Origin of the sequence: Ruegeria sp. ANG-S4 (assembly GCF_000814005.1) — a bacterium.
Taxonomy (GTDB): domain Bacteria; phylum Pseudomonadota; class Alphaproteobacteria; order Rhodobacterales; family Rhodobacteraceae; genus Ruegeria.
Window position 1 is genome coordinate 1,448,273 of sequence record NZ_JWLK01000001.1, and the last position, 12,742, is coordinate 1,461,014.

The 12,742-nt window shown below is 58.2% G+C and carries 14 protein-coding genes; 1 reads left to right on the top strand and 13 read right to left on the bottom strand.

Annotation, left to right across the window (positions count from 1 at the left end):
- Positions 1–15 precede the first annotated feature (15 nt).
- The 11 genes from RA28_RS07195 to RA28_RS07245 all read right to left on the bottom strand — a co-directional run bounded on the left by RA28_RS07195 (position 16) and on the right by RA28_RS07245 (position 9,042).
- Positions 16–1,125 (bottom strand): alpha-hydroxy acid oxidase, encoded by a 1,110-nt coding sequence (locus tag RA28_RS07195; RefSeq protein WP_039525124.1) that lies wholly within the window; start codon positions 1,123–1,125, stop codon positions 16–18.
- The gene (gene comE, locus RA28_RS07200) at positions 1,125–1,679 is read right to left on the bottom strand and encodes a sulfopyruvate decarboxylase subunit beta (RefSeq protein WP_039525128.1); all 555 of its coding nucleotides are present in this window, start codon (positions 1,677–1,679) and stop codon (positions 1,125–1,127) included. The genes RA28_RS07195 and comE overlap by 1 nt, the downstream gene beginning before the upstream one ends.
- On the bottom strand, positions 1,676–2,182 hold the full coding sequence (gene comD, locus RA28_RS07205) for a sulfopyruvate decarboxylase subunit alpha (protein WP_039525131.1): 507 nt from the start codon (positions 2,180–2,182) through the stop codon (positions 1,676–1,678). The genes comE and comD overlap by 4 nt, the downstream gene beginning before the upstream one ends.
- A gap of 48 nt (positions 2,183–2,230) precedes the next feature.
- Positions 2,231–2,641: a universal stress protein gene (locus RA28_RS07210; RefSeq protein ID WP_039525135.1), complete on the bottom strand. Its 411-nt coding sequence runs from the start codon at positions 2,639–2,641 to the stop codon at positions 2,231–2,233.
- Between the two features lie 25 nt (positions 2,642–2,666).
- The gene (locus RA28_RS07215; RefSeq protein ID WP_039525138.1) at positions 2,667–3,647 is read right to left on the bottom strand and encodes an alcohol dehydrogenase catalytic domain-containing protein; all 981 of its coding nucleotides are present in this window, start codon (positions 3,645–3,647) and stop codon (positions 2,667–2,669) included.
- A complete protein-coding gene (locus RA28_RS07220; protein ID WP_039525142.1) occupies positions 3,644–4,405 on the bottom strand; it encodes an SDR family NAD(P)-dependent oxidoreductase in 762 nt (253 codons plus the stop codon). The genes RA28_RS07215 and RA28_RS07220 overlap by 4 nt, the downstream gene beginning before the upstream one ends.
- Positions 4,398–5,705 carry a histidinol dehydrogenase gene (gene hisD, locus RA28_RS07225; RefSeq protein ID WP_039526150.1) on the bottom strand — a complete coding sequence of 436 codons (1,308 nt, stop codon included), beginning with the start codon at positions 5,703–5,705 and terminating at the stop codon, positions 4,398–4,400. The genes RA28_RS07220 and hisD overlap by 8 nt, the downstream gene beginning before the upstream one ends.
- Positions 5,706–5,717: 12 nt before the next feature.
- Entirely contained in the window at positions 5,718–7,046 is a 1,329-nt protein-coding gene (locus RA28_RS07230) for a TRAP transporter large permease (RefSeq protein ID WP_039525147.1), read from the bottom strand.
- Between the two features lie 11 nt (positions 7,047–7,057).
- The gene (locus RA28_RS07235) at positions 7,058–7,570 is read right to left on the bottom strand and encodes a TRAP transporter small permease (RefSeq protein ID WP_039525149.1); all 513 of its coding nucleotides are present in this window, start codon (positions 7,568–7,570) and stop codon (positions 7,058–7,060) included.
- Between the two features lie 117 nt (positions 7,571–7,687).
- Complete coding sequence (locus RA28_RS07240) at positions 7,688–8,833, bottom strand: TRAP transporter substrate-binding protein (protein ID WP_039525152.1); 1,146 nt, start codon at positions 8,831–8,833, stop codon at positions 7,688–7,690.
- A gap of 23 nt (positions 8,834–8,856) precedes the next feature.
- Positions 8,857–9,042 carry a hypothetical protein gene (locus RA28_RS07245; RefSeq protein WP_039525155.1) on the bottom strand — a complete coding sequence of 62 codons (186 nt, stop codon included), beginning with the start codon at positions 9,040–9,042 and terminating at the stop codon, positions 8,857–8,859.
- Between the two features lie 135 nt (positions 9,043–9,177).
- Between RA28_RS07245 and RA28_RS07250 the strand changes: the two genes are divergently transcribed.
- Complete coding sequence (locus RA28_RS07250; RefSeq protein WP_039525159.1) at positions 9,178–10,197, top strand: LacI family DNA-binding transcriptional regulator; 1,020 nt, start codon at positions 9,178–9,180, stop codon at positions 10,195–10,197.
- Between the two features lie 13 nt (positions 10,198–10,210).
- On the opposite strand, the gene RA28_RS07255 is transcribed toward RA28_RS07250, so the two are convergent.
- Both RA28_RS07255 and RA28_RS07260 read right to left on the bottom strand, forming a co-directional pair.
- Positions 10,211–12,052 carry a V-type ATP synthase subunit A gene (locus RA28_RS07255; RefSeq protein ID WP_039525161.1) on the bottom strand — a complete coding sequence of 614 codons (1,842 nt, stop codon included), beginning with the start codon at positions 12,050–12,052 and terminating at the stop codon, positions 10,211–10,213.
- Positions 12,049–12,741: a hypothetical protein gene (locus RA28_RS07260; RefSeq protein WP_039525164.1), complete on the bottom strand. Its 693-nt coding sequence runs from the start codon at positions 12,739–12,741 to the stop codon at positions 12,049–12,051. Before RA28_RS07260 ends, RA28_RS07255 begins: the two co-directional genes overlap by 4 nt.
- Position 12,742: the final 1 nt, after the last annotated feature.

The window sequence follows — 12,742 nt, forward strand, 5'->3', positions numbered from 1 at the left end:
TAGCTTGACCTAAGGTCAGGCGTGAGCGGCTCGCAATTGGTCGATCTGCGTGACACCAAGCTGAGCCATCGCGACGTCGATTTCCTCACACAGCACGGACCACAGTTGGCCAAGCCCGGCCTCGCCCTCGGCGGCAATGGCAAACTGCATAATCCGGCCGAAAAAGACGAAATCCGCCCCACAAATCAGGGCTTTGATAACGTCTTCGCCCGACCGCAGGCCGCTGTCATAGAACAAGGGAAAGCTGTCCCCCAAGGCCGCGCGTATCTTGGGCAGCATCAAAAACGGTTCAGGCGCGCTTTCCAACTGCCGCGATCCGTGGGAAGAGACCTGGATTGCGTCGACCCCGGCGTTCTTGACAGCAATTGCGTCATCCACATTCAGCACGCCCTTGACCACGAGGTTGCCGGGCCAGCGATCCCTGAGCCGCGCCAGCGTGTCCCAATCGGCTTTGGCCCGGCTTTCGGTTCGGTCAAACTCGTACCCGTCCATCAGGAAATTCGCCATTTGCGGCTTGCCCTGCAGTAACGTGGCAATGGACCATTGTGGATGCAGTGCAAAATCCAGAACCTGCCGGGGCCCCATCCTGAAAGGCATACGAAATCCGTGCCGCAATTCTCGCGGGCGACGACCGACTTCGGGAACGTCGACCGTCAGGACCAGGGTGTCGTACCCGGCCGCCCGGGCACGGTCGACCAACTGGAATGTCCCTGTGCCATCACCACTGAAGTAGAGCTGGAACCAGGCGTTTCCCTCGGCCTCTTCGATCACATCTTCCATCGGGGTAGAAGCCACGGTCGAAACACCCAACGGAACCGATTGACGCGCGGCCAAACGGGCCATCATCAAGTCCGCGCCGGGTGCCGACAGATTGCACATGCCCATCGGCGCGATGCCAAATGGCACTTTGGTTTGCGAGCCAAAAACCGAACTCGCCAACGACCGCTCGCTGACATCCCGCAGTATTCTTGGCTGCAATGTCATGGCGTCCAACGCCGCGCGGTTTCGGGTTGCCCCCACTTCTGTGCCCGCTGCGCCGTCGATATAGTCGAAAACCATCCACGGCAGACGCCGCCGCGCGAGGCGGCGGGCATCTTCGGCGCTGTGGATGGCGCTTGATGGCATTATGCCTGTACGGCCTTCATAAAGCGGTCGCGGATCACGACCGGGTCCATCGTAATCGGAGGCATCTTGGCATTGCCGCTTTCGCATTTGCTGACGATGATCGTCATCTGTTTTGCGTCCAGCGCCTCCTGCAGGACCCGACCGGTGTCTTCTGCCCGACACTCGATCACCCGCTCGCACCCGGCGGCTTCGGCCATCTTGGTCAGTGAAGTTTTCTGCCCGGCGTAAGTGGGCTGATCCCCGGTTGAGCCGTAAGAGCCATTGTCGACAATCAGCAGGATGTAGTTGTCAGCGACATTGTTCGCGATGGTGGGCAAGGTTCCCAGATTGGTCAGAACAGAACCGTCGCCATCAATTGCGATCACGGGTTTCGGCTGTGACAAAGCCAGCCCGAGTCCGATGGACGATGCCAAACCCATCGTTCCCAGCATGTAAAAGTTCGTGGGCTGATCGTCGATGGCATGAAGTTCCTGGCTGGGGATGCCGATATTGCAGACAACCAGTTGATCCCGCAGGATCGGAGCGATTTCTTTCAGGATTTCAGAACGGATCATTGGTCGCCGTAGCCTCCCCAGAAATTGGCGTCGGTCAGGATGGCGACCGGTTTGTTGCACATGAACGTGTATTTCAGGATTGCATCCAGTTCCTCGACATCCGCTTGGTGGTGGAAGTGGTAGGTCGGGATATTGAGTTGCGCCAGCAGCGCCTTTGTGTGAACCGCCATCTCGACCTGACAGGCGATGGGTTCGCGCAGCTCGCCGCGGTAAGAGATCAACATGGGCAGCGGCATCCGGTAATACTGAATCAGCGTGGCCAGCGTGTTGATGGTCACTCCGATCGCGGTGTTCTGCATGATGATGGCAGGCCGCTTGCCGCCCATCCATGCACCAGCGCACAACCCCATGCCTTCGTCTTCCTTGTTGGACGGTATATGATAGATGCCGTCACGCTTGTCGATTTCCTCGATCACGCCGGCCAGTTGCTTGCACGGCACGGTGGTGACAAACGATACATCGTTCGCCGCCAGATCGTCGGTGATCTTTTTGTCTATGTTCATGTTCGATCTGTCAGTCCTGTATAAGGCGCCGAGGGCGCAGTTGACGGTTTAGGGTCTGCGGTGCACATGCACGGCACAATGTGCATGGCGGACGACGCGCGAAGCTGTCGATCCAAGAAAATAATCGCTGAGGCCCGGTTTGTGTGAGCCGATCACGATGCAATCGACACCATTGTCATTCGCGTAGTCGATGATCGTTCGGGCCGTATGCCCCTTAACGATTTCCGCTTTCACGCCTTCCAGCCCTTCAGTCTTGTTTAGCAGCGCGTTCCGCGATCTTTGAAAGGCCTCTTCAACAATGGATTTGTCCAGATACGTACTGACCGAGCCTTGCGGCAATTCGTAGACATGCAGCGCAATGATCTCGGCACCGGTTTCTGACAGGGCGCGCGCCACTTCAAGCGTGTGCTGCGAGATGTCGTGATCCAGCGCCATTGGGACAAGAACTTTTTTGTACATGGAAACCTCCGGGGTTATGACGGGTCTATCCCCATGGTGTCAGAATAATCTTGGGCGCGGCAACCGCGCCAGAGCGTATGTCGCTAAAGGCCTTGGCGCCTTGGGCGAGCGTTCGTTCCTCGACCCAGTCGAGCGACCCCAGCCGTCCGTCAAAGATGGCTTGTGCGGTTTGCCGGAAATCTTCGGCTGTATAGGTGTAGGTTCCGACAAACGTAATCTCTTGTAACGTCATACGGCGAACATCCAGACCGCCGCTGTCCTCACCCAACCCGACATGCGCAATAACGCCACCGGGTTCGGTACGTGCCGACGCAAGCGCCCGAGTGGCGGAAAACCCCACCGCGTCGATTGTGATTGGGAAACTGCCATCGACAGCCTCCTGAACTTTTAGTCCCAAAAGGTTGTCCAGGTATGCCCGCCGTACCGGATTGGGTTCTGAAAGGGTCACGTCCTCGACGCCCATCGCGCGCAGTGCCAGCGCCGCCGCGACACCAATTGCCCCGCCGCCGATTACCAGCGCCCTTTTTTCCATCGCAGGATGCAGGGCCTCCAGCGCCAGTCGGACAGCGTGCCAGCTTACCGCCAACGGCTCGGCCAGCGCCGCTTTGGACAGGGATACGTCATCAGGCACGTCAACAACGTTTCTGTCAGGCATTGCGACGAACTGCGCAAACGCGCCTTCCCGCGGCGGCATCGAGATGATCTGTCGTTCGGGGCACAAGTTCTCGCGCCCCGCAACGCAGGCCGGGCAAATCCCACATGTCACCAGCGGGTTGATTGTCACGCGGGTTCCGTCCCTCGGGCCACCCACGATGACACCCGCCGCCTCATGACCCAGTATCAGCGGGGCAGGGCGGCGGGCATCGTGCCCCAAATAAGCGTGCATGTCAGAGCCGCAAATGCCGACCGCCTCGACCCGGATCAGGTGTTCCCCATTGTCGGGGGAGGCGTCCGGCACATCCTGAAACGCAAGCTGTTCAACGCCCTGATAGACCAATGCCTTCATTTCGCGGTAAATCCCCCGTCAACCATCAGAATCTGCCCGGTCACATAGTCGGATGCGGGCGAGCAAAGGAACAGAATCGGGCCGTCGATGTCCTCCATCCGTCCATTGCGTTGAATGCAGGTTTGTGCTGCGTTTCGCGCCGCGCGCTCGGGGTCCTCGAACACTGCCTGCGTCAGTTCTGTTGGAAAGAACCCAGGACCAATGGCGTTCGCGGTAATGCCGTGGGGCGACCACGCTTCGGCCATTGCCCGGGTGAGTTGCCCGATACCGCCCTTGGTTGCGCCATACGCGATGCCACCCGGAAAGGCCCGCGTCGTTTGCAAAGATGCGAAATTCACGATCCGACCCCAGCCGCGTTCCTTCATTGCAGGCACCATTGCCTTGCTCAAAAAGAACGGCGCGCTCAGGTTCAGCGCCAGCGTCGCGTCCCATCCGTGATCCGTCACCTCGTCAGCGGTTTCGCGGGTATTCAACCCGGCCGCGTGTATCAGTATGTCCGGCGCACCGAATTTGTCCGCAACCTTCTCAACCAGATCGTCGATTCCATCGCGGTCAGCGACATTGCCAACCACCGCAGCCGCGACGTCACCGATTTCCGCACACATCTCATCCAGCGCATCAGCCCGTCGGGCAACCCCGACGACACGTGCACCAGCGGCGGCCAGGACCTTGGCGGCCTGCCGCCCGAGCCCGGAACTGGCGCCTGTCACGCACGCCACCCGTCCTGTCAGGTCAAATAGCGTGCGGGGGTCATCCATCGGCAGTCAGGTCAAACTGTTCGTCCGGGAAATACTTGGCAAGACGTACATCCGCCGCGCGTGCGTGACCTTCCATCCCCTCGAGGCGGGAAATGCGGGCGGTCGCTTCGGCGATTGACTTCGATCCTTCGCGGGTGGCTCGCTGCCATGTGACGATCTTCATGTATTTGTGTACGCTGAGCCCGCCGGTATAGCTGGCCGCGCCTGAAGTCGGCAGAACATGGTTCGTGCCTGTCGCTTTGTCGCCGTAAGACACGGTTGTTTCTTCTCCCAAAAACAACGAGCCATAACAGGTCAGGCGGTTCAGCCACCAATCCAGGTCGTCCGCCTGAACAGTAAGGTGCTCGGGCGCGTAGGCGTCCGAACATGCGGCCATTTCTTCTCGGTCTGAGCAGACGATAACCTCGGCATAGTCGCGCCATGCGGCAAAGGCATTCTCGCGGTTGAGTTCCGGTAGATCGTCGATCAATGACGGGACCAGTTCCATGACCTTCTGCGCCAATTCGCGATCGTCGGTCACCAGCCAAACAGGCGAGTTATAGCCATGCTCGGCCTGGCTGACCAGATCGGTGGCCACCACATGCGCATCGGCAGAATTGTCAGCAAGGATCAGACTGTCTGTGGGGCCTGCGATCATGTCTATGCCGACCTTGCCGTAGAGAATACGCTTAGCTTCTGCCACAAACTGGTTTCCCGGACCGACCAGAATATTGGCGCGCGGAAGGCCAAACAACCCGTAGGTCATTGCCGCCACGCCCTGTACGCCGCCCATGGCCAGAATGCTGTCCGCGCCGCAAATATGCGCGGCATAGACAATCGCGGGGGCGACACCTTCGCCGGGGCGTGGGGGCGAACAAGCAGTGATATGGCGACACCCTGCGACCTTGGCAGTGGTCACGGTCATGATCGCGCTGGCGATGTGACTATAGCGCCCGCCGGGGACATAGCATCCGGCAGCATCCACCGGGATCGCCTTCTGCCCTGCGACGAAACCCGGCACAATCTCCATCTGCACGTCGGATACAGTCGCCTTCTGCGTTTCCGCAAATCGGCGCACATTGTCATGCGCAAAACGGATATCGGCCTTGAGCTTTTCCGGAACCCTGGCGCACGCGGCTTCGATCTCGTCAGCCGTCATCAGAACATTGCCTTCGAACTTGTCGAACTTGGCCGCATATTCCAGCGCCTTGGCATCGCCGCCGACCTCGATATCGGCGAGGATGGTTTTGACCGTGTCATGCACCTCCGAAGCATGTGATTGGGCAGTCAAAGTTGCCTTTTTTAGGTAGTCACGAGGCATATTCAGCATGTCCTATTGGTAAATTGCAGGAAGCAAGGTGGTCGAAACCGCCGGTACGTATGCGATCAAAAGAACCACGATCAGCATTGTCAAAACAAAAGGTACGGCACGGGCTGCGATTTTCAGAATTGACTCGCCGGTGATGCCAGAAACGACAAACAGGTTCAGGCCCAAGGGGGGCGTGATGAACCCGACGCCAAGCGCAGTGATCATCATGATACAGAACTGAATCTCATTCATCCCGATATTGTCCGCCAATGGCTTCAGGATCGGCGCAAGGATCACAATGTTCGGGGTCGTCTCCATCACGCAGCCCGCTGCGATCAGAATGCCGATCATCAGCAGGATCAGCAGATAAGGATCATCTGTCAGATTGGTAACAGATGTGACGAACCCCTGCGGGACACCCATAATCGCCAATGCCTCGGCCAGAGGGGCAGAGAAGGCAATGATCGGCAGGATCACACCATTCACCTTGGCGGAACTGACCAGCATCGAAGGGAAGTCCGCCAGCGTCAGAGTGCGCAGGATAAATCCCATAATGATTGTCACAACCACCGCGGTGGCGCCGGCCTCGGTCGGAGTCAGGCGACCCGAGAAGATGCCGTAGAAGATGATGCCGGGCACGATGAACGCATACCAGCCGGATTTCAGCGCTTTGCCCAGATTGGCCAGCCATTCGCCCATGGTCATCATGCCGCCGCCCTCATAGGCGTAGATGCGGTTCATGATGATATTCGTAATCAGGATCGAGACCAGAATTGCGAGACCGGGGATCAATGCCGCCAGAAACAAAGTCGACGCAGAGATACCCAGAACAAGACCGATGATGATATATGCGATCGAGGGTGGGATCAGGATGCCGGTACAGGCACCGGCAGCAACCAGCGCACAGGCATAGGGGCGGGGATATCCGCTTTCGACCAGCCGGTTGATGGTCATCCGACCCACAGCCGCAGCGCCGGCCGCATCCGATCCCGAGATCGCCGCGAACATGCCGCAGACCAGAACCGTTGCCGATCCGAAGCCGCCTTTGGCGAAGCAGGTCAACGCCTCGGCCACGTCGAGGAACTTACGCGACAACCCGGTTCTGACCAAAACGTCTCCGGTCAGGATAAACAGAGGAACAGCAGTCAGGGCGAAAGCGTCGATGCCGGTGAACAGGCTTTCACCCACAAGGCTCAGCGGCAGATCGCCCGACATGATCAGCATGACGATGGCGGCCGTGCCGATGGCAGCCCAAACCGGAACGGCAAGGGCGATCAGGCCAACAAAGAGAATGACGGGCAGATAAAAATCCCAGCCGAGTTCAACGGTCTGATTGAGAGAATTCCAGAGCATTCAGCGTCTCCTCAATCAAACAGCTTGTCGCCTTCGAAGACGGGTGTTCCGTCACGAAGGGATTTGAGGTCGCGCAGAAGCGATTGGATCAGGCGCCAGATCATCAAGGCAAATCCGGTGGGGACCGCCATCAGGAACCAGACTTTCGACACCCGAAGCCCGTCGGTGACCGAGCCGAATTTGGCCGAGACGTGCACGGCCTCATACGACCAATACAGCGCGATCACCGCGACCACGAACATCACCAGGTCGCCGAAGATATACAGCAGCGCCTTCGGGCGCGGCCCGATATAGTGCATGATCACATCAATGCGGATATGGGCGCGTTCCTTCACAGCGGCCGCGGCCCCAATCCACGCCAGATAGATGAACGAGTAGCGAACAATTTCTTCGCCCCAGATCGAGGAATAGGCGAAGATCTCTCGCCGCAGGACCTCGATGGCCATTGTGATGACCAGCATCACGTAAAACACCAGCAGGAGCCAGCGTTCGGCGTTGCGGTCTATGTTTTGTAGAACGGTCATCGCATCCCTCGACCTTAGAACAGTCAGGCCAAAGCCTTCTGCGCCGGGCCTTTTTCGACCTGACTGTCATTGGTTTTTGTCGGGCACCCTGATCGGATGCCCGTCGCAGCTGTGGTATCAGGCGTCGTGGACGTAGTATTTTCCCTGAGTGCCAGCGGCTTCGACCAGCTTTTCAAAGTTGTCCATCGACCCGGCCAGTTCGGTCTTGAACGGATCCCATTCCGAACGCTGGTATCCGCCGACGTCCTGCCATTCTGCCAATTGATCATCGGTCAGGGACTGGAACTGAACGCCTGCCTTGTTAAGTTCAGCCATCGCATAAGCGCGGGCCGACGGAACTTTGGAAAGGTTCTGGTGGCTGGTCATTTCCGAACCCCACATGATGCCTTCCTGAACATCGGCAGGCATCGAATTGAACCATTCGAGGTTGCAGGAATAGACCTGACTGTCGGGCACGGCCTGCGTGAACGTCACGTTGCTGAGGATGTCCTTGAAGCCGAACACATACAGCGCCCCGACCGACGGATCGAGCGCATCCGCAACACCCTGCTTGATGGCCGAGGGGGTCTCACCCCAAGCAACAGGTGTCGGGTTTGCACCTACCATGCGGTAGTATTGCTGTAGCATTTTCGAGCCGGGCACGCGGAACTTCACGCCGCTCATGTCCGCGGGGGTGACAATGGGGTTGCCACCCTGACGCACCGCGACAACGCGCGGATCAATGACCACGTAGAACAGGGCCTTGAAACCGGCGGCCTCGACCTTGGGGTGGACTTCGTTCTGCCACGTGTCGGAATGCACAAGGTTGGTGAAGCGCTGGTTCGAACCGCACAGATACGGCATGTTGATCAGGTCGACGGTCGATGCAAAAGGTGCAAAGTTCGACAGAGAATGCTGTGCGGCCTGAATGGTTCCGCCCTGAACCTTCTGCACCAGAGCACCACCAGCGCCCAACTGTCCGCCGGGGGCCAGCTTGACATAGACCTTACCGTTCGTCGCGTTCTGGATATTCTCTTTCAGATCAAGCTGCATGATCGGATAGCTGCGCGACGCGCCCAGAACGTAGGCCGTGGCGATGGTCATCACATGGTCAGCGGCCTTTTCCCGTTCGTTTTCTTCCTTGGCGGTCTGCGCTGCGGCTTCGGACGACCACAGGACGCCGCCAGCACCCGCCACCAGCGCGGCGGTAAAGGCGCCGCTGGCGCTGAGCTTCAGAAAATTGCGCCGCTCCTCGGACGCAAGTTCGGTCTTGTCGTTGTTCATGAATTGCCCTCCCAAGCAAAAATTCAGCTGTCGCTTTCTGCGTCGCGGTCAGCTTCCTTTTTCAGAATTGCGACAACGAACAGGATCGACGCCGCGAACAGGACCAACATTTCTCCGACGTCGCCAAGAAACGCGCTGCTTGCGATGGCTCCAAGCGCCACGTTCGCGAAGTAGATGGCAAACACGATGATGGATGCAGCGAGATACATTTCCGGGACTCCCAACAGAATCGGCCCTGCTATATTTGTAAGCGCTTACATCAATAATGCAAGCGCTTACATTTGCGCTTTAAACGCGCTTCGGAAATCGCTAGACTTCGGAAAAAGCAAATATCGGGATCGAAAATGTCAAAACTCCGGTCGGCACCGACCCTGGATGATGTTGCCAAAAGGGCAGGCGTTTCGACCGCAACTGTCTCACGGTGCCTGAACGATCCGCAGCGCGTGGTGCAGGCGACGCGCGACCGGGTGATGGAAGCCGTTGATGCCTTGGGGTACACCCCGAATTTCGCAGCACGTGTTATGGCTGCGAAGCGGTCCTTCACAATCGGCGCGATTATCCCGACGATGGAGAACGCAATCTTTGCGCGGGGTCTGCAAGCGTTTCAGGAAGAAATCCATCAACGCGGATATACTTTACTGGTGTCCAGCTCTGCCTACAAACCCGAGGTTGAGGAAGAGCAAATTCGAACGTTGGTCGCCCGTGGGGCAGACGGATTGCTGCTGATCGGACATGACCGGGACCCCGGCATTTGCGATTACCTCGCGCGACAGAAAGTTCCTGCGCTGGTCGCCTGGTCATATGAGGCCGAAGAGCGGATGCCGTCGATCGGGTTCGACAACAGGCAAGCCATGATGGCGCTTGCGGACCAGGTCATTGCATTCGGCCATACACGCCTCGCAATGATTTCGGGCCTGAGCGAAGGGAATGATCGTGCCAGGCTCAGGATTCAGGGTGTTCGGGACGCGATGGCACAGAATAGCCTTAGGCCAGAAAATCTGCCGGTCATCGAGACACCGTATGAGATTGAAAACGGGGCCGATGCGTTTCGTAACCTCATGACGCAGGACGCGCCGCCGACGGCTATTCTGTGCGGAAACGATGTCCTCGCCGTTGGCGCAGTGCGTCAGGCAGCGCAAATGGGGTTACGGGTGCCAGAGGATATTTCGATAACCGGATTTGACGACATCGAGCTGGCCAAAATCGTGCAGCCGAGCCTGACCACAATCCATGTTCCACACCGGGATATGGGGCGCGCGGCGGCGGTTGAACTGGTCAAGATGATCGAGACATCTTCGCCCGGGAAATCAACGCGTCTGGACACTGGGATTGTCATGCGCGACTCGCTTGCGCGGCTTATATGACGCCCCAACGTCGCTACACACCGAATTTATCTTTGCACAGCGCCTGTATCTGCGTCCAGATGGACTTGAATTCAGGCGTATTTTCAGCGGCGTAGTGAAAGTTCTTCATCAAACCCGTTAGCTGGGTAAATGTCTGCCGCGCCTCGGATTTGTCGGAAAAGGCTGCATCTGAATTCGCCACGTCGTAAACCAGTTGGAAGGTCATCTTTTGGCGTTCCAGCGGAACCGTTGCATCCACTTTGTCGAACGCGTCCTGCTGCAGGTAGACCATGTCGACGAACAGCGCTTTTTGCTGGGTGACAAAGTCCTCGATTGTCACGCCTTCCTCGCCGGTGACCTGCATCATCTGGTCGACTTGTTCGCCTTTTTCGATCAGGTCCAGCAGGTCCTTGACCTTTTGCGTCCAGCCGGGCTCGGCGTTTTTGTCGTACCAGTCGGATAACTGGTCCAGATACCGCGACCAGCTGAGCATTGGGTCGACTGCAGGGTAAAACCGCTTGTAGGCGCGTTCCGATGACAACCCGAGGAAGCATTTGACGGTCGACAAGGTCGATTGCGTGACAGGTTCATCGAAGTTTCCGCCCGCAGGCGACACCGTACCAATAAGGGTCAGACTGCCCGTATCACCGTCATTCGTTTTCAGTGCTCCCGCCCGTTCATAAAGACCCTTGATGGAACTTTCCAGATAAGCGGGAAATCCTTCTTCGCCCGGGATCTCCTCCAATTTGCCCGAGGTTTCCCGCATCGCCTGCGCCCAACGGCTGGTGCTGTCGGCAATCAGCAGAACCTCAAACCCCATTTGTCTATAGTACTCACCCAAAGTGATGCCGGTAAAAATGGATGCCTCACGTGCGGCCACGGGCATGGACGAGGTATTGGCGATGATAATTGTCCGGTCCATAAGGCTTCCGCCGGACATCGGGTCGGTCATTTTGGGAAACTCTGCGATGGTTTCAACGACCTCTCCGGCGCGCTCACCGCAGGCAACGACAATGACGATATCGACCTTCGCGTTGCGGGCGATCAGGTTCTGCAAAACGGTTTTGCCTGCGCCAAACGGGCCGGGAATACAGGCGGTGCCGCCCCGTGCAATCGGAAAGAACGTGTCGATCAGACGCTGTGAGGTCAGCACAGGCTCGGTCGGGTAAAGCCGTTCGGACAGGGCACGTTTCAGAATGTTTTCGGGCAGGGCACGCCGCACGGGCCACTTCTGTGACAGCGTCAATGTGTGTTCGCCGCCGTGTTCATCCTCAAGCCGCGCAACAATGTCGTGAACCGTTGCCGCACCCTTCTGCACCCAGACCACCTTGTACGCACCCGCCCAATTGAACGGCAACATGATCTTGTGTGTGAAACGGCCTTCGGGCACCGAGCCTATACTGTCGCCCGCAGTCACAGAATCTCCGACTTTCACGCTTGGCGAAAAAGACCATTTGGCCTGCAGGTCCAATGGGGCAATTTCGGCACCTCTTGGCAGGAACGTTCCGAATTCGGCGGCAACCTTGGGCAATGGGGCTTGCAGCCCGTCATAGACTTGCCCCAGCAAGCCAGGCCCCAACTCGACCGACAGAAGCTGCCCGCTCTGCTCGACGGGGTCATCCACGGCGACGCCATCTGTGCTTTCATAGACCTGAACGTCAGCCGTGTCCCCGCGTACCCGCAGAACTTCGGCCTTCAGCCGCTCTTGCCGCCCATCCGAGGCCATGCGGGTTGGAAGAATATAAACAACCTCGTTCTTTACCAATTGCCCGGGCTGGCCTGCGGCGTCGGGCAGGGACTGGATTTGAACCAGCCCTTCCTGAACGGAAACGACGCGCGCGGTTGCGGTTTCAGAGGATGCGGTTGGGGCGGTCATGCGGGAGCTCCCTCAAAGTCGATTTCCGCGACATCGGCCATAGCCTGTTGCGCGAGTTTCTCAAATCTTTTGGCGGCGTCCTGCGCGTTGCTTTGCGCCCAACGATCGAAAATATTCCAGATCAGCACGTAAATCGCGACCGCTTCAAAATCGAACATATGGCGCGCGGCATGTCGCTTTAGCTGTTGGTGGCTGACCGACAATAATAGCCGCTCCAGCCCCAAAGGATCGTCACTGTCGAGCAGTTGATTTGCGTCCTTCACCCACGGCATCTGCGTTTCCAGATGAAAACCAGGGTCACCCCAATTGGCCGGAATATGGCGGCTCCACCGCCCCACACCGAACGCGCCAGAGGGCGCTGGCCCACCGTTCCTTCGCAACCGCATCGCCGCGACGACCGTGCGAAGATCCATCCGCTCCATGAACACTTTGCGCAAAGTCGTCTGCGGTATCTCTTTCACGGCCTGTTTGCAGCGCTCGATCGCCTGCGCGTCTGTGACATCCATGTCGTAGGCGTTCCAGTTCAACGCGTTTTCCAGAACTTTCAGAACCCTGGCGTCTTCCGCCGCAAGCGCACTCAGGCGCCGGTCCAACCTGATCCGCGACAGAGGCGGTTGCTTGGCGACAAACAACCGTTCCGAGCCCGGCAGGCTGCTGATCAGCGCGATATAGGCGTAGGGGTCGGACATC

Bases quoted from the DNA above. Each gene is read 5' to 3' on its own strand.
- hisD (WP_039526150.1), bottom strand. From the start codon at position 5,705: ATGCCTCGTGACTACCTAAAAAAGGCAACTTTGACTGCCCAATCACAT.
- RA28_RS07195 (WP_039525124.1), bottom strand. From the start codon at position 1,125: ATGCCATCAAGCGCCATCCACAGCGCCGAAGATGCCCGCCGCCTCGCG.
- RA28_RS07250 (WP_039525159.1), top strand. From the start codon at position 9,178: ATGTCAAAACTCCGGTCGGCACCGACCCTGGATGATGTTGCCAAAAGG.
- RA28_RS07230 (WP_039525147.1), bottom strand. From the start codon at position 7,046: ATGCTCTGGAATTCTCTCAATCAGACCGTTGAACTCGGCTGGGATTTT.
- RA28_RS07260 (WP_039525164.1), bottom strand. From the start codon at position 12,741: ATGTCCGACCCCTACGCCTATATCGCGCTGATCAGCAGCCTGCCGGGC.
- RA28_RS07245 (WP_039525155.1), bottom strand. From the start codon at position 9,042: ATGTATCTCGCTGCATCCATCATCGTGTTTGCCATCTACTTCGCGAAC.
- RA28_RS07220 (WP_039525142.1), bottom strand. From the start codon at position 4,405: ATGGATGACCCCCGCACGCTATTTGACCTGACAGGACGGGTGGCGTGC.
- RA28_RS07235 (WP_039525149.1), bottom strand. From the start codon at position 7,570: ATGACCGTTCTACAAAACATAGACCGCAACGCCGAACGCTGGCTCCTG.
- RA28_RS07255 (WP_039525161.1), bottom strand. From the start codon at position 12,052: ATGACCGCCCCAACCGCATCCTCTGAAACCGCAACCGCGCGCGTCGTT.
- RA28_RS07215 (WP_039525138.1), bottom strand. From the start codon at position 3,647: ATGAAGGCATTGGTCTATCAGGGCGTTGAACAGCTTGCGTTTCAGGAT.
- comD (WP_039525131.1), bottom strand. From the start codon at position 2,182: ATGAACATAGACAAAAAGATCACCGACGATCTGGCGGCGAACGATGTA.
- RA28_RS07240 (WP_039525152.1), bottom strand. From the start codon at position 8,833: ATGAACAACGACAAGACCGAACTTGCGTCCGAGGAGCGGCGCAATTTT.
- comE (WP_039525128.1), bottom strand. From the start codon at position 1,679: ATGATCCGTTCTGAAATCCTGAAAGAAATCGCTCCGATCCTGCGGGAT.
- RA28_RS07210 (WP_039525135.1), bottom strand. From the start codon at position 2,641: ATGTACAAAAAAGTTCTTGTCCCAATGGCGCTGGATCACGACATCTCG.